General features: G+C 73.4%; 17 protein-coding genes. 12 read left to right on the top strand and 5 right to left on the bottom strand.

Annotated elements, in window-relative coordinates:
* Positions 1-6: 6 nt before the first annotated feature.
* Positions 7-408: a heat shock protein transcriptional repressor HspR gene (locus HMPREF9719_RS06985; RefSeq protein ID WP_004601291.1), complete on the top strand. Its 402-nt coding sequence runs from the start codon at positions 7-9 to the stop codon at positions 406-408.
* 145 nt (positions 409-553) lie between these two features.
* Here HMPREF9719_RS06985 and HMPREF9719_RS06980 read toward each other — a convergent pair whose 3' ends face one another.
* Complete coding sequence (locus HMPREF9719_RS06980) at positions 554-1,699, bottom strand: alpha/beta hydrolase (RefSeq protein WP_004601290.1); 1,146 nt, start codon at positions 1,697-1,699, stop codon at positions 554-556.
* Positions 1,687-1,932 (bottom strand): hypothetical protein, encoded by a 246-nt coding sequence (locus HMPREF9719_RS06975; protein WP_038075830.1) that lies wholly within the window; start codon positions 1,930-1,932, stop codon positions 1,687-1,689. The genes HMPREF9719_RS06980 and HMPREF9719_RS06975 overlap by 13 nt, the downstream gene beginning before the upstream one ends.
* A 92-nt stretch (positions 1,933-2,024) precedes the next feature.
* Here HMPREF9719_RS06975 and HMPREF9719_RS06970 point away from each other — a divergent pair, with 92 nt between their 5' ends.
* A complete protein-coding gene (locus HMPREF9719_RS06970) occupies positions 2,025-2,813 on the top strand; it encodes a carbon-nitrogen hydrolase family protein (protein WP_004601289.1) in 789 nt (262 codons plus the stop codon).
* 48 nt (positions 2,814-2,861) lie between these two features.
* On the opposite strand, the gene HMPREF9719_RS09655 is transcribed toward HMPREF9719_RS06970, so the two are convergent.
* The gene (locus HMPREF9719_RS09655) at positions 2,862-4,010 is read right to left on the bottom strand and encodes a ferredoxin reductase domain-containing protein (protein ID WP_004601288.1); all 1,149 of its coding nucleotides are present in this window, start codon (positions 4,008-4,010) and stop codon (positions 2,862-2,864) included.
* Positions 4,011-4,245: 235 nt separating this feature from the next.
* Between HMPREF9719_RS09655 and HMPREF9719_RS06960 the strand changes: the two genes are divergently transcribed.
* Entirely contained in the window at positions 4,246-5,601 is a 1,356-nt protein-coding gene (locus HMPREF9719_RS06960; RefSeq protein ID WP_004601287.1) for a sodium/glutamate symporter, read from the top strand.
* Positions 5,602-5,733: 132 nt separating this feature from the next.
* A complete protein-coding gene (gene clpB / locus HMPREF9719_RS06955; RefSeq protein ID WP_004601286.1) occupies positions 5,734-8,298 on the top strand; it encodes an ATP-dependent chaperone ClpB in 2,565 nt (854 codons plus the stop codon).
* Between the two features lie 32 nt (positions 8,299-8,330).
* Here clpB and HMPREF9719_RS06950 read toward each other — a convergent pair whose 3' ends face one another.
* Positions 8,331-9,281 (bottom strand): GmrSD restriction endonuclease domain-containing protein, encoded by a 951-nt coding sequence (locus tag HMPREF9719_RS06950; RefSeq protein WP_004601285.1) that lies wholly within the window; start codon positions 9,279-9,281, stop codon positions 8,331-8,333.
* 109 nt (positions 9,282-9,390) lie between these two features.
* Here HMPREF9719_RS06950 and HMPREF9719_RS06945 point away from each other — a divergent pair, with 109 nt between their 5' ends.
* The 7 genes from HMPREF9719_RS06945 (at position 9,391) to HMPREF9719_RS06915 (ending at position 16,997) form a co-directional block, all read left to right on the top strand.
* Positions 9,391-10,272, top strand: a complete 882-nt coding sequence (locus HMPREF9719_RS06945; protein ID WP_004601284.1) for a sulfurtransferase — start codon at positions 9,391-9,393, stop codon at positions 10,270-10,272.
* A gap of 77 nt (positions 10,273-10,349) precedes the next feature.
* Positions 10,350-11,879 (top strand): type III secretion system chaperone family protein, encoded by a 1,530-nt coding sequence (locus tag HMPREF9719_RS09330; protein ID WP_051001431.1) that lies wholly within the window; start codon positions 10,350-10,352, stop codon positions 11,877-11,879.
* 129 nt (positions 11,880-12,008) lie between these two features.
* Positions 12,009-12,563 (top strand): orotate phosphoribosyltransferase, encoded by a 555-nt coding sequence (pyrE, locus tag HMPREF9719_RS06935; protein WP_004601282.1) that lies wholly within the window; start codon positions 12,009-12,011, stop codon positions 12,561-12,563.
* Positions 12,556-13,221: a TrmH family RNA methyltransferase gene (locus HMPREF9719_RS06930; RefSeq protein ID WP_004601281.1), complete on the top strand. Its 666-nt coding sequence runs from the start codon at positions 12,556-12,558 to the stop codon at positions 13,219-13,221. The genes pyrE and HMPREF9719_RS06930 overlap by 8 nt, the downstream gene beginning before the upstream one ends.
* Before the next feature lie 105 nt (positions 13,222-13,326).
* Positions 13,327-14,532: a glycoside hydrolase family 76 protein gene (locus HMPREF9719_RS06925; protein WP_004601280.1), complete on the top strand. Its 1,206-nt coding sequence runs from the start codon at positions 13,327-13,329 to the stop codon at positions 14,530-14,532.
* A gap of 124 nt (positions 14,533-14,656) precedes the next feature.
* Positions 14,657-15,694, top strand: a complete 1,038-nt coding sequence (gene fbaA / locus HMPREF9719_RS06920; RefSeq protein ID WP_004601279.1) for a class II fructose-bisphosphate aldolase — start codon at positions 14,657-14,659, stop codon at positions 15,692-15,694.
* A gap of 28 nt (positions 15,695-15,722) precedes the next feature.
* Positions 15,723-16,997: an FUSC family protein gene (locus tag HMPREF9719_RS06915; RefSeq protein WP_004601278.1), complete on the top strand. Its 1,275-nt coding sequence runs from the start codon at positions 15,723-15,725 to the stop codon at positions 16,995-16,997.
* A gap of 82 nt (positions 16,998-17,079) precedes the next feature.
* Here HMPREF9719_RS06915 and HMPREF9719_RS06910 read toward each other — a convergent pair whose 3' ends face one another.
* Positions 17,080-18,051 (bottom strand): hypothetical protein, encoded by a 972-nt coding sequence (locus tag HMPREF9719_RS06910; RefSeq protein WP_004601277.1) that lies wholly within the window; start codon positions 18,049-18,051, stop codon positions 17,080-17,082.
* Between the two features lie 167 nt (positions 18,052-18,218).
* Here HMPREF9719_RS06910 and HMPREF9719_RS06905 point away from each other — a divergent pair, with 167 nt between their 5' ends.
* The gene (locus HMPREF9719_RS06905) at positions 18,219-19,511 is read left to right on the top strand and encodes an adenylosuccinate synthase (protein WP_004601276.1); all 1,293 of its coding nucleotides are present in this window, start codon (positions 18,219-18,221) and stop codon (positions 19,509-19,511) included.
* Positions 19,512-19,528: the final 17 nt, after the last annotated feature.

The raw sequence follows: 19,528 nt of genomic DNA, 5'->3' as shown, positions 1-19,528 counted from the left end.
GTTGCCATGACTCGGTCGAACGACTCCGACGAGGTGTTCGTCATCTCCGTCGCGGCGGAGCTCTCCGGGATGCACGCCCAGACGCTGCGCACCTACGACCGGCTCGGGCTGGTGACCCCGGCGCGCACCCGCGGTGGGGGCCGCCGCTACTCGCGCAGCGACGTCGACATGCTGCGCAAGATCCAGCGGCTCAGCCAGGAGGACGGAGTCAACCTCGCCGGGATCAAGCAGATCATTGAGCGCGACCGGGAGAACGCGGACCTCCGCGCGGAGCTCGACGAGCTGCGCAAGGAGAACCGCCGGCTCAAGGCACGCGGCGCCCCGCGCCGCCCCGGCGCCGAGCTCGTCCACGTGCCCCGCTCCACCGCGGTGGTCATGTGGTCGCCGCGCGCCCGCGACGAGCGCTAACAGCTCCCGCGGGAATGTACTTAGTCTTTCCAGCTCAGCGCCCGGATCTTGGGTAACAACGAACGGTGGATCCGGCGTATTCAGGGCACTGTGCGGCTCGCGGCCGTGGCCTCGGAGGGACGGTGGGGCGCCTGGTGCCGCGGGGTCATTCCGGGCCTCGGCCCCGCGCGATCCGGCCGATCGCGGTCAGTGTTGCGGAGTCGTCCCAGTAGGCCGAGTGGCCGCCCGGGCCCGCCGGCCAGTCGCGCGCCCCGAAGCCAGGGCTCGTGGGGTCGGGGCCGTGCACCCCGCCGTTCGGGCTCGTCACAAAACGGATCGGGTCGTCCCGCGAGGTCAGCGCGTGCACCCGGCCGCCGGGGCGCAGCGCGAGCCCGGTCGCGTGGCTAGCTCCGGCGCCCGGCGCGGCGAGCAGCACCGCCTCGTGCGCGTCGAGCGGCTGCCGCGCGGCGGCCCCGACGGCGAGCGCGCCGTAGCTGTGGCCCACGACGATGCGGCGTTGTGCGGGGTTGCGGCGCGCGAGCGAGCGTTGAAAAGCCCGCAGCCTCGGCGCGGCGACCGCGGCGGGCACCCCGCCCGCGGCGGCGGGCACCGTTGCCGGGGCGGGGTAGTCGAGCCACACGACCGCGGCGCCGCCGGTCGCCGCGGCGAGCGCGCGACCGCGCTCGAGGTAGCCCGGCCAGCTCGCCGGGTTCGTCGAGCCGGTCCCCGCGACGAGCGTCGTGACGCTGGCCGCGTGATCCAGGTCCCCGACGGCGGCGACGAGCCCGCCGCCTGCGGCCGGGAGAAACGAGTAGTCTGGGTTCTCGGCCGCGAGCCGGGCGAGCCGCGGGTTGTGGGAGAGCGCCTCCTCGTGGAGGACACCGAGCTCGAGGGCGTCGAGGGGCGGTGGTGGGTCGGGTAGCCGCCCGTCGCCGAGCGCGGCCGCCACGGCGCGGGCGCAGCGATAGTCGATGAGCGAGACGAGGTTGCGTACCGCGGACAGCAGCCGGCCGTAGCCGGGCGCCGCCTGCGCGAGGTCCGCGAGCCGGGCCATGAGCCCTTCCGCGCGGGCGAGCATTCCGGCGGCGTGTTCGAGCTGGGCGGCGACGGCGCGCATCTCCGAGGCTCCGGCGCGCCACCGGTCCTCTGCTTCGGCGAGCCTGGTGAGTCCTCCGTCGAGCCACGCCCCGCGCCCGGCGCGCAGCGGCGCGCGGGCCGTCGCCATGCCCTCGGCGTCGCGCTCTGCCCGGGCGGCGGCGGCGATGAGCGCGCCGGCGGCGGTGCGGGCCTCGGCGGCGGTCAGCGCAGGCACGCGGCGGTGTGCTCGTCGGCGGCGGCAGCGGCGGTAGCTGCCCGGGCGAGGCTCTCGAGCGTGGCGCGGCGGCTATCGCCCGCGGCGCCGAGTCGCGCCAGCCAGGAGTGGTGCGCGTGCGCGAGCGCGCGCCCGGTGTGCCCGGATGCGGCTGGCGGTGGCGCAGGCAGCGCGGGGGTGGGTTGCGCCGCGAGCGCCCGGGTGAGGCCGGCGGGAAGGAGGATCTCGCTCATGGTGTCTTTCGACGAGCCGGGCGTGGGACGCGGCGATCGCGGCCGGGCGAAATCTGTGCGAAGCCGGACCTGGCCGGCCTAGCCTGTGGACTATGCGCATCGCACTGGCCCAGACCCCCGGTTTCCAAGAGCCCGAGGAGAACCTCGCCGTCGTGGCGGACAAGGCCCGGGAGGCCGCGGGGCGCGGCGCGAGCCTCGTCGTCTTTCCCGAGGCGAGCTCCCAGGCCTTCGGTACCGGGCGGCTCGACACGAGGGCGAGCGGGCTCGACGGGGAGTTTCCCCGGGGTGTGCTGGGGCTCTCGAGGGAGCTGGGTATCACGATCGTCGTGGGCATCTTCCGGCCCGCCGACACCGTCGAGCGCGGCGAGAAGACCATCAACCGGGTCTCCAACACCGCGCTGGTCGCCGCGTCGGGGGAGGCGATCGTCTACGACAAGATCCACACCTTCGACGCGCTGGGCAACCGCGAGTCCGACACGGTGCGCCCGGGCACCGAGCTCGTGATCTTTAGCCACGAGGGCGTGAGGGTGGGCGTGGCGGTGTGCTTCGACGTCCGCTACCCCGAGCAGTTCCGGGAGCTCGCGCGGCGCGGTGCGGAGCTCGTCGTACTGCCGACGTCGTGGGCCGCGGGTGAGGGGAAGCTCGAGCAGTGGCGGGTGCTCACCCGCGCCCGCGCGCTGGACTCCGGGGCGTTCATTCTTGCCGCCGACCACGCGCTGCCAGACGGCCCGACGAAGGGCCCAACGGGGATCGGCCACTCGGTGGCCGTCGCGCCGAACGGCACGGTCCTCGCCGAGGCCGGCGAGGGGCCCGAGCTGCTTGTCGTTGACATCGACCCAGGCGACGCGGCCGAGCAGCGCCGCGAGCTGCCGATCCTCTAGTTTGTCCCGGCGGCGCCCCGCCGCGCGGCCCGCGCTGGGGCAGTACAGCTAGGCGGGGTCACCCCAGGCTTCGACCTCGAGGTCGCGCACCCCGGCGGCGCGCAGGTCCCGAGCCGCCGGCTCGGCGAGCGCGGCGGGCCCGACGAGGCGCACCGTCCGGTCGGCGGCCGCGGGGGAGTCGACGAGCGAGGCGACGGCCGCCGCGCCGCGGCGCACGTGCCCGCCGGTCTGCCGGGCGGCGAGCCACCAGGGGTCGGCCTCTTCCCTCGAGACGGCCGTGACGGTCAGCCAGCTCGCCGCGGCGGCGAGCGCCTCGAGGCGGGCGAGCTCGACGTGCTCGCCGGGGTAGCGGGTCTCGACGACGAGGTGCGTCTCGGGCGGCTCCTCGCGCCCCAGCAGCTCGAAGACGAGCGAGCGCGCGGCGGCATACCCCTCGTCGAGGGCGACGATCGTCGCGGGCGCGGGCCCGGCGGGCGCGCTGAGCCCGCCCTCGGGCTCGCCGAAGAGAATCTGGTCGCCGACGCGGGCGTCGGCGAGCCGCCGGTAGACCGGGTGCTTCGCGCGGTGGAGGAAGAACGTCAGCTGCCCGGACTCGTCGGGGGCGCCCGCGGGGCTAAGCGGCGCCCACTCCCCGCCCGCCAGCGGCGTCGTGGCGGGCAGGTGCTGGCCGGCCAGCCGGGGCACCGGCGCCCCGGTGTCGACGGTGAGCGCGGTGATCGTGCGGGTGGGGTGCTCGACGGCGACGACCTCCCCGGCGGTGGCGGCGGGCACCCCGGCGAGGTCCGCGCCGTAGGCGCCCCGGGCGAGGCTCGCGCACGCCGCCTCGGCGAGGGCCTCCGCGTCGCGGGCGGCCGCGGTGTAGGGCTCCCCGGCGGCCTCAAAGGCGGCGCGCAGCCCGGCCTTGAGGGCCTGCGCGAGCACCGGGTAGACGCGCAGCGGCACCCCTAAGCGGCGGTTCGCGCGCCCCGCCCGCTCGAGGTCGGCGGCGTCCTCGCCGCGCAGCATCCCCTGGGGGGAGCGCGCGACGAGGCCGACCGCGCGCTCGGCGAGCGCCTCGGCGCGGTGGCGCTGGCGCAGCGGCGCGACGCGCCTGAGCCTGGGCAGGCGGCGAAGCAGGTAGTCGACGGTCGCGTCGCGGAAGGCGGTCCTCTGGGCGCCGAGGATCTCGGCGACCTCTCGTGGCGTTCCGGCTGGCATGGGATCATCCTAGGCCGCCTGGGCGGCTCCCCGGCTTAAGAGCCGGTTTCGGTCTCGGGGTACTTCGGCGCATAGAATCGTTCAGGTTTCGACCCCGCGCCTGGCCAGCCTGCGGCCCGGCGGCGCCCAGATGCAGCGCCCCGGCCGCCGGCTGGCCGCTGTTCTTCCCCTGGCAGGGGCGCCGCGCGGCGGTCGGTGTCGGCTCGTCAACGACCGCGGAAAGGACGTGGGGCTCGTGGAGTACACGCCGTTTTCCCTGCTGCTCGACGTGGGGATGATCTCGCTTCTCATGGCCGTCGGGGTGCTCTTGCGCCGCTGGGTGCCGCTGTTCCAGAAGCTCCTCATCCCCAGCCCCATCGTCGCCGGGCTCTTGGGCCTGGCGCTCGGCCCGGAGGGGCTGGGCCTGTTGGGCTTCTCCGAGAAGACGGGCGACTACACGACGATCCTCATCGCCGTGGTCTTCGCGGCGATGCCCTTCACCATGGTCTTCGACCGGCAGGTGCGCGCAGGCGCGAGGACGATGTGGTCGTTCTCGACGGGCATGTTCATGGCCCAGTGGGGCATCTTCATCCTGCTCGGCGCGTGGCTCTTCGCCCCGGTCTTCGGCACCGAGGACTGGTTCGGGATGATGCTGCCCACCGGCTTCGTCGGCGGGTTCGGCACCGCGGCCGCGGTGGGCGGCGCGCTCGACGAGACGGGCGCGGTCGGCGCGAGCTCCCTGGGCTTCGCGTCGGCGACGGTCGGCACCTTCGCCGCGATCATCGGCGGGCTCATCTTCGCGAACTGGGGCTTCCGCACCGGGCGCGTGGCGACGATGCCCGCGACCCTGCCGAAGGAGATGACCACCGGGATCATCGACCGGCTCGACGAGCGGCCCTCGATCGGGCGGGCGACGACCAACCCCTCCTCGGTCGAGGCGCTCGGCCTGCACGCCGGCCTCCTCGCCGTCGTCGTCACCGGCGCCTACCTCCTCAACGAGGGCATCAAGAGCCTCTTCCCGGCGGTGTCCATCCCGCTGTTCGCGCTGTCCTTCGTCGTCGGCATCGTCGTCATGCTCCTGCTTAGGGTCACCGGCGCGGAGCGCGTCATCGACCGCGACACCGTCGGCGCGATCTCCGGCGGGTCGACCGACTTCCTCATCGCCTTCGGGATCGCCTCGATCGCGCCCGCCGCGATCGCCGACTACTGGCTGCCGCTGCTCGTGCTCTTCGCGCTCGGCATCGCGTTCTGCACGGTGTTCTTCTTCCTCGCCTCCCCGGTGTACTTCGGGGCCGGCTGGCTCGAGCGCGGCATCTTCGGCTGGGGCTGGGCGACCGCCGCCGTGGCCACCGGCATCGCGCTGCTCAAGATCGTCGACCCGAAGCTCAAGTCGGGCACCCTGTCGGAGTACGGGGTCGCCTATATCGGCTTCGCCCCCTTCGAGATCGGAATGACGATCCTCGCGCCCATCGGGGTCATCGCCGGCGCGACGCTGCCGCTCGGGCTCGCCGCGACCGTCGTCGCGGCGCTCATCCTCGCTGCGCCGTTCGTGTTCCGCTGGCTGCCGGGCCGGCGCCGCGAGTCGGCCCCGGCCGCAGCCCGAAAGCATTGAGCCGATAGCGCTCAATAATCCGGGCGCGGCCGGGCGCCCGGACCCGTGGCGGTGTTGACCTGAGTGGAATACACTCAACCTTGCGGCGTTGTAGTGGAGTAGCAGTCGCCAACGAAAGGTAGCCACGAGCAGATGAACTCCTTTAACCCGACCACGAAGACCGCCGAGGCGATCCAGGCCGCGATCCAGTCCGCGGCGCGCCACGGCAACCCCAAGACCCAGGCCGCGCACCTGCTGGCCGCGGTGCTCTCCTTAGAGGACGGCGCCGCCGTGCCGGTGCTCAAGGCCGCCGGCGCGGACCCCGGCGCGGTGCGCGCCGCCGCGGAGCGCCTCGTCGAGGGCTACCCCGCGGCCTCGGGGCAGAACCTCTCCGCCCCGGGCTTCGACCGCGACGCCCTCAACGCGCTCACCGCCGCCCAGGAGCTCGCCGGCGAGCTCGGCGACGAGTACGTCTCCGCGGAGGTGCTGCTCGCGGGCATCGCGCGCGGCGACTCGGACGCCTCCCGGGCGCTCGCCGAGGCGGGCGCGACCTACCAGGCCATCAAGGACGCCTTCCCCGGGGTGCGGGGCGGCTCGAGGGTGACGACCCAGGACCCGGAGGGCACCTTCCAGGCCCTGGAGAAGTACGCCACAGACCTCACCGCCCGGGTGCGCGACAACGCCGTCGACCCGGTCATCGGCCGCGACAAGGAGATCCGCCGCGTCGTGCAGGTCCTAAGCCGCCGCACGAAGAACAACCCGGTGCTCATCGGCGAGCCGGGCGTGGGCAAGACCGCGATCGTCGAGGGGCTCGCCCGCCGCATCGTCGAGGGCGACGTGCCCGAGTCGCTCAAGGGCAAGACCCTCATGAGCCTGGATATGGGCGCGCTCATCGCCGGCGCGAAGTACCGCGGCGAGTTCGAGGAGCGCCTCAAGGCGGTGCTCGACGAGATCAAGGCCTCCGACGGGCAGATCATCACCTTCATCGACGAGCTCCACACCATCGTCGGGGCGGGCGCCTCCGGCGAGTCGGCGATGGACGCCGGCAACATGATCAAGCCCATGCTCGCCCGCGGCGAGCTGCGACTCGTCGGCGCCACGACGCTCAACGAGTACCGGCAGAACATCGAGAAGGACGCCGCCCTCGAGCGCCGCTTCCAGCAGGTCTACGTCGGCGAGCCCACCGTCGAGGACGCCGTGGGCATCCTGCGCGGACTCAAGGAGCGCTACGAGGTGCACCACGGCGTGCGGATCCAGGACTCCGCGCTGGTCGCCGCGGCGGAGCTCTCCGACCGCTACATCACCAGCCGCTTCCTGCCCGACAAGGCGATCGACCTGGTCGACGAGGCGGCCTCCCAGCTGCGCATGGAGATCGACTCCTCCCCGCAGGAGGTCGACGAGGCCGAGCGCATCGTGCGCCGCCTCGAGATCGAGGAGGTCGCCTTGGAGAAGGAGACCGACGACGCCTCCAAGGAACGGTTGGGCAAGCTCCGCGAGGAGCTCGCCGACGAGCGGGAGAAGCTCGCCGAGCTCAAGGCCCGCTGGTCCAACGAGAAGGGCGCCATCGACCGGGTGCGCCGCGCGAAGGAGGACCTCGAGCAGCTGCGCCACGACTCCGAGCGCGCCGAGCGCGACGGCGACTACGGCAAGGTCGCGGAGCTGCGCTACGGGCGCATCCCCGAGGCCGAGAAGGAGGTCGACGCCGCCGAGAAGGAGGTCAGCGGCGCCAACGAGGGGATGCTCACCGAGGAGGTCACCCCGGACACCATCGCGGGCGTGGTCTCCGCGTGGACGGGCATCCCCGCGGGCAAGATGCTCGAGGCCGAGACCGAGAAGCTCCTGCGTATGGAGGAGGAGCTCGGCCGCCGCATCGTCGGACAGCGGGAGGCCGTCACGGCGGTCTCGGACGCGGTGCGGCGCGCCCGCGCCGGGGTCGCCGACCCGAACCGGCCGACCGGCTCGTTCCTGTTCTTGGGCCCCACGGGTGTGGGCAAGACGGAGCTCGCCAAGGCGCTCGCGGAGTTCCTCTTCGACGACGAGCGCGCCATGGTGCGCATCGACATGTCCGAGTACGGCGAGAAGCACTCCGTCGCCCGGCTCGTCGGGGCGCCCCCGGGCTACGTCGGCTACGACGCGGGCGGCCAGCTCACCGAGGCGGTGCGCCGCAGGCCGTACACGGTCGTGCTCTTCGACGAGGTGGAGAAGGCCCACCCGGAGGTCTTCGACGTGCTCCTCCAGGTGCTCGACGAGGGGCGGCTCACCGACGGGCAGGGCCGCACCGTCGACTTCCGCAACACGATCCTCGTGCTCACCTCGAACCTGGGCGCGGGCGGCGGCCGCGAGGAGGTCATGCAGGCCGTCAAGGCGGCCTTCAAGCCGGAGTTCATCAACCGCCTCGACGACGTGGTGGTCTTCGACGCGCTCAGCCACGAGCAGCTCACCCACATCGTCGACATCCAGGTCGAGCAGCTCGCGAAGCGCCTCGAGCAGCGCAGGCTTAGCCTGCACCTCTCGGACGCGGCGCGCGACTGGTTGGGCGAGCGCGGCTACGACCCGGCCTACGGGGCGCGCCCGCTGCGCCGCCTCATCCAGCAGGCGATCGGCGACACGCTCGCCAAGGAGCTGCTCGCCGGGCGGGTCACCGACGGCGACCGGGTCAACGTCGATGTCGCCGACGGCGGCAACGAGCTCGACATCACCACCGGCGAGCTCTACTAAACCGCCTGGCACCCGCCGCGGGGCGGCGCCGGTTAGCTGGGCGGGTTCTCGCAGGCGACGCCGTCGCCGTCGCCGTCGAGGCTGGGCGCGTAGCCCGGCTCGCCGCGCCTGATCGGCGCCGCGCCCGCCTCCCAGGCGGACCGGCAGTCGCTAAAGCCCGCGCCGTCCCCGGCCGGCTCCCCGCCGGCCGGGGCGTCGTCGTTCCTTTGCTCCTTGGGTCCGTTGGCCTCCTCGGGCTCGGGCACGGACTGCGGCTCGTCCTTGAGCTCGGGGGCCTTGTCGCAGCCGGAGAGCTCCCGCCCCATGGCCTCTTTTTCCGCGCCGGTGACCCACAGCTCGTAGGCGTCCTTCACGGAGACCTGCATGACGACGTACTCGCAGCGGAATTCCTTGTTCGGCGGGAGCCAGGTTGCGGTGTCGCCGTCGCCCTTCTGCTGGTTGGCGGGCCCGTCGACGGCCAAGAGGTTGCCCGGGTCGTTGGCGAACTGCTCGCGCTTCTCCGCGGACCAGGTGGCCGCGCCCTTCTGCCACGCGTCGCTCAAGGCGACGACGTGGTCGATCTGCACGGCGCGGCTGGTGTCCTCGCCGCGCTGGAACTCGATGGTCTGCGCGGTATACGGGTCCTCGAGGGCCCCGGACTCGACGCGGCAGCCGTCGGGCGCGACCGGGTCCTCGAGGTCCCGGGCGAGCACGTCGTTGCGCTGGTCGCAGCCGTTGTGGTCGAGGTCGCGCCAGCGCTGGCCGAACTCGTCGCGGTCGTAGCCGGTCTTCGGGGCGCGGCCCTTGACCTCGAGGCCGTCCCACATCTCCCAGATCTCCTCGAGGCCGGCCGGCGCGTCGTCCGGCGCCGCCTCGGTGGGCGGCTCGGTGGCGGCGGGCGAGGAGGGGGCGGGTTCTTCTGGTTCGGGCTCGGGCGCCGCGCAGCCCGCGGCGAGCGCCGCGGCGGCGAGCGCCGCGAGCGCGGCGCGGGTGGGGGTGGACATGACCACACACTCTAGAAACCGGCCCGGACGCCCACCCCGCGCGGCCCGGGCGCAGGTCCCGGGATAGCGAGTCCTGCGAGATCGCGACGCCGGCAATAGGATCGTGCCCATGGCCACCCTGTGCATCCCCCGCGAGCTCGCCGAACGCTTCACAGAGGGCAACCGGATCGCGCTCATCGCGTCGTTCCTCGGGCCGAGGGGAGGCTACCGGGAGTTCTGCTCCCAGCACATCCCCACCTCCATGTACTGCGACCCCACCGAGGCGCTGCACAGCTCCCCCGGGGCAGAGGGCCGCAACCCGCTGCCGCACCCGCGGCGGCTAAGCGTCTGGGTCTCTCGGTGGGGCATCGAGGCCGACACCCCGATCGTCGTCTACGACGAGGGCCGCGGCCTGCTCGCGGCGCGCGCCTGGTGGCTGCTGCGCTACGCGGGCTTTAACAACGTCGAGGTGTTAAGCGGCGGGCTCGCCGCCTGGGAGGCCGAGGGGCTTCCCACCATCGCCGGGCCGGGGACGCTCGCGCGCGCGAGCTCCGGGCGGCTGACGCGCGACGACGCGATGATCGCCGGCCTCGAGGAGGCGCGCGCCGCCGCCGAGTCCGGCGGGCTGCTCATCGACGCGCGCGGCCCCGCCCGCTTCGCGGGCTACCAGGAGCGCCGCGACTTAAAGGCCGGCCACATCCCCGGCGCGGTCAACGTGCCCGCCCGCAGCACGCTGCGCAAGGGCGGCGGGTACCGCACCGCCGCGGAGATCCGCGACCTTTTTTTCGAGCGCGGCATCGACGACGTGAAAGGCGCGATCGTCTACTCGGGCTCGGGGTACCACTCCTCGCAGCTGCTGTGCGCGATGGCGCACGCGGGGCTCGACGGCGCCCGCCACTTCGTCGGCGGCTGGTCGCAGTGGTCCCTGACCCGCGGCCTGCCCCTCGAGCGGGGCGGCGCGGGCCCGGACGCCGGGCATAAGCTCACCTCCGCGCTCGAGGACGTCGGCTAGGCGGCCCGCCGCGCGGGCAGGTCGCCCGCGCCCCGCCGCCGGCGGGCGGGCGGACGCGCGACGATAGACTCGTGGGCGTGTTACCCCTCGTTCTGATCGTGCTCGCCCTCGCGTGCGTCGTCGCGGCCGGCGCGCTCATCTACGTCGACCGGCAGCGCCGCAAGCCGAAGCCCCTCAACGAGCCGGACGCCGCCCCGGAGCGCACCGACCCGATCCCCGCCGTCGACGGCGAGGCGGGCGAAGACCGTGCCGAGGAGCCGGCCCGGCCCGCGGCCGGCGAGCCGGAGCAGCCCGAGGAGTGGGCGGACGACTGGTTCGACGAGCCGCCGGCGGCGCCCGCGCCGGTCGCCGGCGCGTACCCGGGTGACGGGGAGCCCGCCGAGGACGACTACTACGTCGAGGAGCCCGACCAGCCCGAGCCTGCCGAGCAGGCCGACGTCGACGAGTCCGAGGAGCAGATAGGCCCCGAGCGCGACGAGCCGGAGGCGATCGAGCCCGCGGCGGATCCCGAGTGGGACGACTGGGACGACGAGCCCGTCGGGCGCGAGCCCGAGGAGCCCGGCCGGGAGCGCCGCGAGCGCACCGCCCAGGGCGCCAGGATCCGCTGGGGCGAGTGGGTCGGCCGCGTGCTGCCCGCCAGCGCCCGGCGCGCCCGCCGCCAGTGGGCCGCGGCCGCGGGCCTGGAGTTCGCGAAGGAGGACGACTTCTTAAGCGAGGAGCTGCAGCGCGGCGCCGCGGGCGCCGCCGGGCCCGCGAAGGACGTCGTCAGCGGGCTCATCGGACGCGACGGGGAGCCCGGCGAGGACTACGAGTTCTACCTCTTCAGCCTCGGCTCCCGGGCGCTCGTCGCGCTGCGCACCGGCGGGGAGAGCCCCACGCTCATCGAGCTGCACCGCTCGGGCGCGGGGGACGCGCCGCGCGACGGGGGAGAGGACCTCGTGCCGGTGCTCAGCCGCTCGGGCTTCGACCTGTACTCCTCGAACCCGCCGGTGGCGACCCGCTGGGTCGACGAGCGCGTCGAGCGCGCCCTCGAGCTTTTGCCCGCGGGCGTCGACGAGGTGTGGTTCGAGTCCGCGTGGGTCGTCGCGGTGCTGCCCGAGCCGGCCCGCGGGCACGGCGACGAGCACTGGGGCCAGACCATCGAGGCGCTCTCGCTCATCGCGGACGCGTGCCGCACGCTGCCGCCCCGCGGCGCGGCCGAGTGGGACGCGGGCGCCCTCGAGCCGACGCGCCCCCAGCCGCCCGCCCACCCCGAGCCGGACAGCGCCGGCGGCGACGACGAGCCTGAGGAGGACGACTCGCCGGTCACACGGCCCGACGAGCCCGCCGAGCTGCCCAGCCGCGACCGCGCGGAGACCTACGGAGCGGTGGGGCTGCGCCAGGTCGGCGCGGACGAGGTCGACGCGATTGCCGAGGACGCCGACGAGCCCACCGACGACGAGCGCGGCACCCGCGTCGTGCGCCGCCAGCCGAAGCCCGCGTCGATCTTCGACGACCTCGCCGCCGATCTGGGCATCGACCCCTCGAGGCTGCCCGGCGGCGCCGCCGACGACGAGCCGCGCGGAAGCGCCGGCGAGCCCGGCAGCGAACCGGGGCGCGAGGACTAGCGCCCGGGGTCCCGTGGCGCCGCTCCGGCGGGCGCGCCCGGCCGCGCTAGGCTGGCGGGGAACGAACGACACGACAACACCGCCGCGGCGATGCCGCCGCGGCCCGGCACGCAAGGTGGGTGATGCGGGGTGGCTCTCCCCGAGGTGAACGCGGACAAGCTCGACCGGCTGGCGGGCTTCGTCAAGGAGCTGGCCGTCGTGCGCGGGGAGGTGACCCTCTCCTCCGGCAGGACCGCGGACTACTACGTCGACCTGCGGCGCATCACCCTCCACCACGAGGCCGCCCCGCTCGTCGGGGAGCTGTTGCGCGAGCTCACCGCCGACTGGGACTACGACGCCGCCGGCGGCCTCACCCTCGGCGCCGACCCGGTGGGCACCTCCATCCTCCACGCGCCGGGCCGCCCGATCGACGCGTTCGTCGTGCGCAAGGCGGCCAAGAAGCACGGCATGCAGCGCCGCGTCGAGGGCCCCGACGTCGCCGGGCGCCGCGTGCTCGCCGTCGAGGACACCACCACGACCGGCAACTCGCCGCTCACCGCGGTCGAGGCGCTGCGCGAGGCGGGCGCCACCGTCGTCGGCGTGGCGACCGTCGTCGACCGCAACACCGGCGCCGCCGAGGCGATCGCCGACGCCGGGCTGGAGTACCGCTCGCTGCTCGGGCTCGGGGACTTAGGGCTTGACTGACCCCGCCCCGGGGCCCACCGAGTGGGGCGAGGGCCGCCACGGCGTGGGCCCCTGGGCCGAGGAGCACCCCGGCGAGCCGGCGCCGAGCGACCCGCGCTTCGACCCGGAGCTCCTCAACAACGGCGACCGCCGCAACGTCGTCGACGCCTACCGCTACCTCACCCGCGAGGCGATCCGCGCCGACATCGATTCCCGCCGCCACGACCTGCACGTCGCGATCGAGAACTTTTCCAACGACGGCAACATCGGCACGATCGTGCGCACCGCCAACGCGTTCGCCGTTGACACCGTCCACATCGTCGGGCGGCGCCGCTGGAACCGGCGCGGCGCGATGGTCACCGACCGCTACCAGCACCTGCGCCACCACGACACGATCGCCGAGCTCGCCGCCTACGCGCGCGCCGAGGACCTGACGATCGTCGCGCTCGACAACACGCCCGGCTCGATTCCCCTAGAGACCGCGGATCTGCCCCGGCGCTGCCTGCTTATCGTCGGCCAGGAGGGCCCCGGCATCACCGACGAGGCCGCAAAAGCCGCGTCGATGACCTGCTCGATCGCGCAGTTCGGCTCGACGCGCTCCATCAACGTCGGCGTCGCCGGCGGCATCGCCATGCACGCCTGGATCAGGCAGCACGCCGATTTGGGCCGCGCCTGGTAGCCGCTCGACTACAATCGCCCCACGGGCCGGCCCCCGACGCCCGCGCGGCGCCGGGCGGGCCGGGCGCCGCCGTCGTCGATGGGGAGAAGAAAGAACCAGGCAATCGTGGATGAGAAGTGGTCGCACCGGGCCGACCTCGCGGAGGCCGCGGTCACTGACCGGCACGCGCGCAAGCTGTGGGGCCTGCCGCGCACCAACCTCGCTGTGGTGGCGTGGCCCGCGAACCTCAAGGAGCTGCTCTTCCTCCGCTGGCACTGCTGGTGGCAGGCCCACTACCTCGACTGCGTCGTCGACGCCTACGAGCGCCGCGGCACCGCCGCCAGGCGGCGCCGCATCCGCGAGACGATCCGCGGCGTGCGGACGCGCCACATCCGGCCGCTGACCACGCTGCGCGACTACGACGACAAGGCGTGGCTCGCGCTCGCGCTGGGCCGCGCCGCCGAGCACGTCAAGCCCCACCGACGCGGGCTCGAAGCGCTGCGCGAGGACGTCGCCGGCGGCATCGACGAGCTCGCCGGGGCGCTGCCGTGGCGCGCCGGGCAGACGTACTACAACGTGCCGGCCAATGGGCCCGCGGCGATCATGCTCGCGCGCACCGGGCGGCTCGACGAGGCGCGGCTGATCACCGACTGGATCATCGACCGGCTGCGCAACGACGACGGGCTCATCATGGACGGGCTGCGCCGCAACATGCACGGCAGCGAGCTCGCCAAGGGGGTGCACCCCTCCAACCAGGGCACCACGCTGGGCGCGTGCGTGGAGATCACCCTCGCGCTGCGGGAGAAGGCCGGCTTCGCCAGGGACCGGCGGATCCGCGGGTACGCCGACGCGGAGCGCGCCGACGAGTCGATGCCCTACATCACCACGGCGCGCTCCCTGGTGCACGCGATCTCCGCCGAGATGGCCGACGCCACCGGCGTCATCGACTGGGAGACCGGCGAAGGCGACGGCGGGCTGTTCAAGGGGATACTTGCGCGCTACCTCGCGGACGCGGCGGTGCGGCTGCCCGCCGACAACCCGGCGAACCGCTCCGCGAAGCAGCTCGCAGCGAAGCTCGTGCGCCGCTCCGCGGAGTCGGTGTGGAGCCACCGCCTCGAGGTCGACGGGCTGCCGGTGTTCCCTTCCGACTGGACGGAGGACGCCCGCCTACCCCACAACTTCGGGCTGGGCCCCCGCTCGATCGCCGAGTCCGCGGGCATGATCCGCATCACCGAGCGCGACCTGTCGATCCAGCTTTCCGGCTGGCTGCTGCTCGAGGCGGCCGCCCGCGTCGAAGCGTGGGCGGCAAGCCAGGAGCCCTCGCCCGCCTGAGCCTCCCCACCCTGGGGCCGCGAGTTGGCATAATCGTTTCCGGAAGACCCGCCGGGGCGCGCGGCGCGCCCGCACCCCGGCCGGGCCGCTCACACCCACCCGGAAGCAAAGGAGTATTGCGGCCATGCCGATCGCGACCCCGCAGGTGTACAACGACATGCTCGACCACGCGAAGCAGGAGGGCTTCGCGTACCCGGCGATCAACTGCACCTCCTCGGAGACCATCAACGCGGCCCTCAAGGGCTTCGCCGAGGCGGGCTCGGACGGGATCATCCAGTTCTCCACGGGCGGCTCCCAGTTCGGCTCGGGACTGGCGGTCAAGGACAAGGTCGCCGGCGCGGTCGCGCTCGCCGCGTTCGCGCACGAGGCCGCGAAGAACTACGGCGTCAACGTCGCGCTGCACACGGACCACTGCCAGAAGGAGGTCTTGGACGAGTTCGTCCGGCCGCTTCTCGCGATCAGCCAGAAGCGCGTCGACGCCGGCGAGGACCCGCTGTTCCAGTCGCACATGTGGGACGGCTCGGCGATCCCCATCGACGAGAACCTCGAGATCGCCAAGGACCTCCTGCCGCGCGCGAAGGCCGCGAACACCATCCTCGAGGCGGAGATCGGCGTCGTCGGCGGCGAGGAGGACGGCGTCCAGGCGAAGGCCGGCGACAACCTCTACACCACGCCCGAGGACTTCGAGAAGACCATCGACGCGCTCGGCACCGGCGAGCACGGCCGCTACCTGCTCGCCGCGACGTTCGGCAACGTCCACGGCGTCTACAAGCCCGGCAACGTCAAGCTCCGCCCGGAGGTCCTCGGCGAGGGCCAGGAGGTCGCCCGCAAGAAGCTGGGCCTAAGCGGCGACGAGAAGCCCTTCGACTTCGTGTTCCACGGCGGCTCCGGCTCCGAGAAGGAGAAGATCGAGCAGGCCCTCTCCTTCGGCGTGGTGAAGATGAACGTCGACACGGATACCCAGTACGCGTTCACCCGCCCGATCGCGGGCCACATGTTCGCCAACTTCGACGGCGTCCTCAAGATCGACGGGGAGGTCGGCAACAAGAAGGTCTACGACCCGCGCTCCTATCTCAAGAAGGCCGAGGAGTCGATGTCGCAGCGCGTCGTCGAGGCCTGCGAGGACCTCCACTCGGCGGGCACCTCGCTCGGCCGCAGCTAGCGCCCGCGCGGGCGCTATGGTGGCTGCCATGGAAAGAATCTCCACCCTTGACCGCCTCAAGGCCGTGGACCGTTCGCTCATCGCCCGCCTCAAGCGCCTGCGCAAGAGGCTGCCCTTCATCCTCCAGGCGGTCGTGGCGACCTCGGTGTCCTTCGGGGTCGCCCACGAGGTCTTCGGGCACCCCATGCCCTTCTTCGCGCCGATCTCCGCGATGATCGTGCTCGGCGTGTCCGGCGGGGACCGCATGCCGCGCGCCGTGGAGCTCGCGACCGGGTGCATCCTAGGCGTCGCGGTCGCCGAGTTCGCCGTGCCGCTGCTCGGCTCCGGGCTCGTGCAGATGGGTCTCACCGTCCTGGTCACGTTGCTGCTCGCCTCGCTCATCTCGAAGTCCGCGCTGGTGAGCAACCAGATGGCCATCGGCGGGATCCTCATCGCCGCCGCGAGCCAGGCCGACGCGATGGTCTCCCAGTCGGTCTCCGGGCCCTCCCGCGTCATCGACGCGATCGTCGGCTGCACCGTCGGGCTCATCACCATCGGGGCGCTGCCCAACAACCCGCTCACCGCGGGCCGCCAGGAGGTCTCCAAGGTGCTCGGCATCGCCTCCTCGGTGCTCCACGACGTGTCCGTCGCTCTCAAAGAGCGCGACGTCGAGACCCTCGAGCGGGCGCTCGCCGCGGTGCGCGGCACCCAGAACGACATCAACCGCATGCTCGACGCCGGCAAGTCCGGCCGCGAGTCGAGCCGCATCTCCCCGTTCATGTGGGGCTCGCGCTCCCGGGTGCGCACGCTTGAGCGGCTGCTCGTCCCGGTGGACAACGTCATCCGCAACACCCGCGTGCTCGCCCGCCGCGCGGTGATCCTCACCTCCGATAAGGACTCGGTCTCCGAGGAACAGATCGACATCATCGAGGAGCTCTCCGACATCACGCTCGAGCTCTCCGAGCTCTATAGCCGCAAGCCCCACAAGGCCGAGGCCGCGGAGATCCCCATCCTCGTCAACAAGCTGCGCCAGCTCGGCTCGAGGGCGGGCAACCACATCGCCGACGGCGGGGTGCTCTCCGCGGCGGTGATCCTCGCGCAGTCCCGCTCGATCATCGTCGATCTCCTCCAGGCCTGCGGCATGTCTAGGGAGAGCTCGCTCGCGGTGCTCGTGCCCACCTCGAAGCACCCGGCCTTCCACCCCGAGGTGTGGCAGGGCCCCCACGAGCCCACCACCGACGAGCAGCCCCCAGCCCCCGAGGAGACCGACGCCCGGCAGCAGCCCGGCGACGCCGGCGACACCTACCGCGGGGCCGAGCGCTAGAAGACGCGCCCACAGACCCGTCACACACCACCGAGCCCCGCGCCGGCGACCGGCCGGAGCGGGGCTTCCTTGGTGCGCGGCGCTAGGGCCGCACGAGCTGCGCGTCGCGCAGGTGCCGGTAGAACGTCGCCCGGTTCACCGGCCGGCGGGCGGGCACCCCGTCGACGACGACGCGCATGTCGCGCCCGCCGCACTGCACCGCCCGGCCGGTCGCGACGCTGCCAGGTGCGGTGAGGCCGGCCGGCTGCGGGGCGCCCGCCACGAGCGGGCGGGTGACGGCGTTGGACCACAGCCGATACAGCGTCGCCGCGTCGAGCCTTCCCAACCGCCGGCGCCACCAGCCGGGGCGCCGCCCGCTCTCGGGTGGGGCGCTCGGCGTGGCGAGCGCCGCCGCGGCGAGCCCCGGGGCGTCGAGCATGGGCACGAGCCTGACCCCGTAGCGCCCGAAGAGCGGGCGCGGGGCGTCATCGTCGTCCCCGCCGCGGTAGAGGATCGTCTCGTCGTCGACGACGACCTCGCCGAGGAACTCGCCGCCGCCGTCGCGCTCGACGCTCGCGGAGCCCGCCACGGCGAGCCCCTGGTCGGTGCGCGCGAGCGGCGTGGGCCGCGCGGGCGCGTTCAGCGCGAAGGCGAGCGGGTCGCCGGCGCGGCCGAGCCCGAGGTTCGTCGCGGCGGGGGAGGAGTCATCGAGGGGCACGTAGGCGACCTCGGCGAAGAGGTAATCGCCGCGCATCGCGCGGGTGAGCACCGCGCCGAGGCCCTTATCCTCGCCGACGACGACCACCCTCAGCGGCTCGGCGGGGCGCTGCGGGGAGGGCCGGGGCGCCCCGAGGTGGGAGACGTTGGGGCTTTTCGCGATCTCGGCGAGCGACGGCGTGGGGTCCTCGGGCAGGACCCTCTTCGCCTCCTCGTCGAGGGGCTTGAGCTCCCGGCGGGTGGGCGCCTCGGCGGCGTCGTGGACGATCGGGGCCGGGCCGGCGCCGGCGCCGGCGAGGGCGGCCTCGCCCGCGCGCTCGCGGGCCTGAGGCCCGCAGCGGATGACGAGCACGCTCATGGCGCCGCATGCTACCCGCCCGCCCGGGCCGCGAGACCAGGCGCTCCCCCGGCGGGCGGGCGGCGGGGATAGTAGACTCCCTTCCTGGCCCGCCGCCCGGCGGCTGGCGGACTCTCTTCATACGCACAACTTCAGTCGATCGGGAGCGCGAGGTAGGTAAGACACCCATGTCGGCAATCGTGATCGTCGGCGCCCAGTGGGGCGACGAGGGCAAGGGTAAGGCCACCGACATCCTCGGGGCGCACGCGGACTTCGTGGTCAAGCCGAACGGCGGCAACAACGCCGGGCACACCGTCGTCGTCGGCGGCGAGAAGTACGAGCTCAAGCTCCTGCCCGCGGGGATCCTCTCCGAGAACGCCACCCCGGTGCTCGGCAACGGCGTGGTCATCAACCTCCAGGCGCTCGTCGAGGAGATCGACGGCCTCGAGGCGCGCGGCGCGAACGCCTCCCGGCTGAGGATCTCGGGCAACGCGCACATCGTCGCGCCCTACCACCAGGTGCTCGACCGGGTGCAGGAGCGCTTCCTCGGCAAGCGCGCGATCGGCACGACGGGTAGGGGCATCGGCCCGGCCTACGCCGACAAGGTCTCTAGGGTGGGCATTCGCGTCCAGGACCTCTTCGACGAGTCGATCCTGCGCCAGAAGGTCGAGTCCGCCCTCGAGGTGAAGAACCAGATCCTCGTCAAGCTCTACAACCGCAAGGCCATCGACCCGGAGGAGACCGTCGAGTACCTCCTGTCGTTCGCCGATCGGCTGCGCCCGATGGTCATCGAGTCGGAGCGGGTGCTCGGCGAGGCGCTCGACCGCGGCGAGACGGTGCTGCTCGAGGGCGGGCAGGCCACGATGCTCGACGTCGACCACGGCACCTACCCGTTCGTCACGTCCTCGAACCCGAGCGCCGGCGGCGCGTGCGTGGGCTCCGGGATCGGGCCGACCCGGGTGAGCCACGTGCTCGGCATCGTCAAGGCCTACACCACCCGCGTGGGCGCGGGCCCCTTCCCCACGGAGCTCTTCGACGAGTGGGGCGAGCACCTGCAGAAGGTGGGCGGCGAGTTCGGCGTCAACACCGGCCGGCCGCGGCGCTGCGGCTGGTACGACTCGGTCATCGCGCGCTACGCGGCGCGCGTCAACGGCTTCACGGACCTGTTCCTCACCAAGCTCGACGTGCTCACAGGCATCGGGGAGATCCCCATCTGCGTGGCCTACGACGTCGACGGGGAGCGTCACGAGGAGATGCCTCTCACCCAGTCGGAGTTCCACCACGCGACGCCCATCTACGAGACGATGCCCGCCTGGGACGAGGACATCTCCGGCTGCCGCACCTTCGAGGAGCTGCCCGGCCGGGCGCAGGACTACCTGCGCCGCCTCGAGGAGCTCTCGGGCTGCCGGATCTCGTATGTCGGCGTCGGCCCGGGCCGCGACGACACCATCGCCCTCCACGACATCGCCGCCGAGAACTAGCCCCTCCCCGGGTACCA

The sequence above is a fragment of the Corynebacterium otitidis ATCC 51513 genome (genome assembly GCF_000296405.1).
Taxonomy (GTDB): Bacteria; Actinomycetota; Actinomycetes; order Mycobacteriales; family Mycobacteriaceae; genus Corynebacterium; species Corynebacterium otitidis.
Note: the sequence above shows the minus strand (reverse complement) of the source record. Positions and strands in the feature narration are given on the sequence as shown.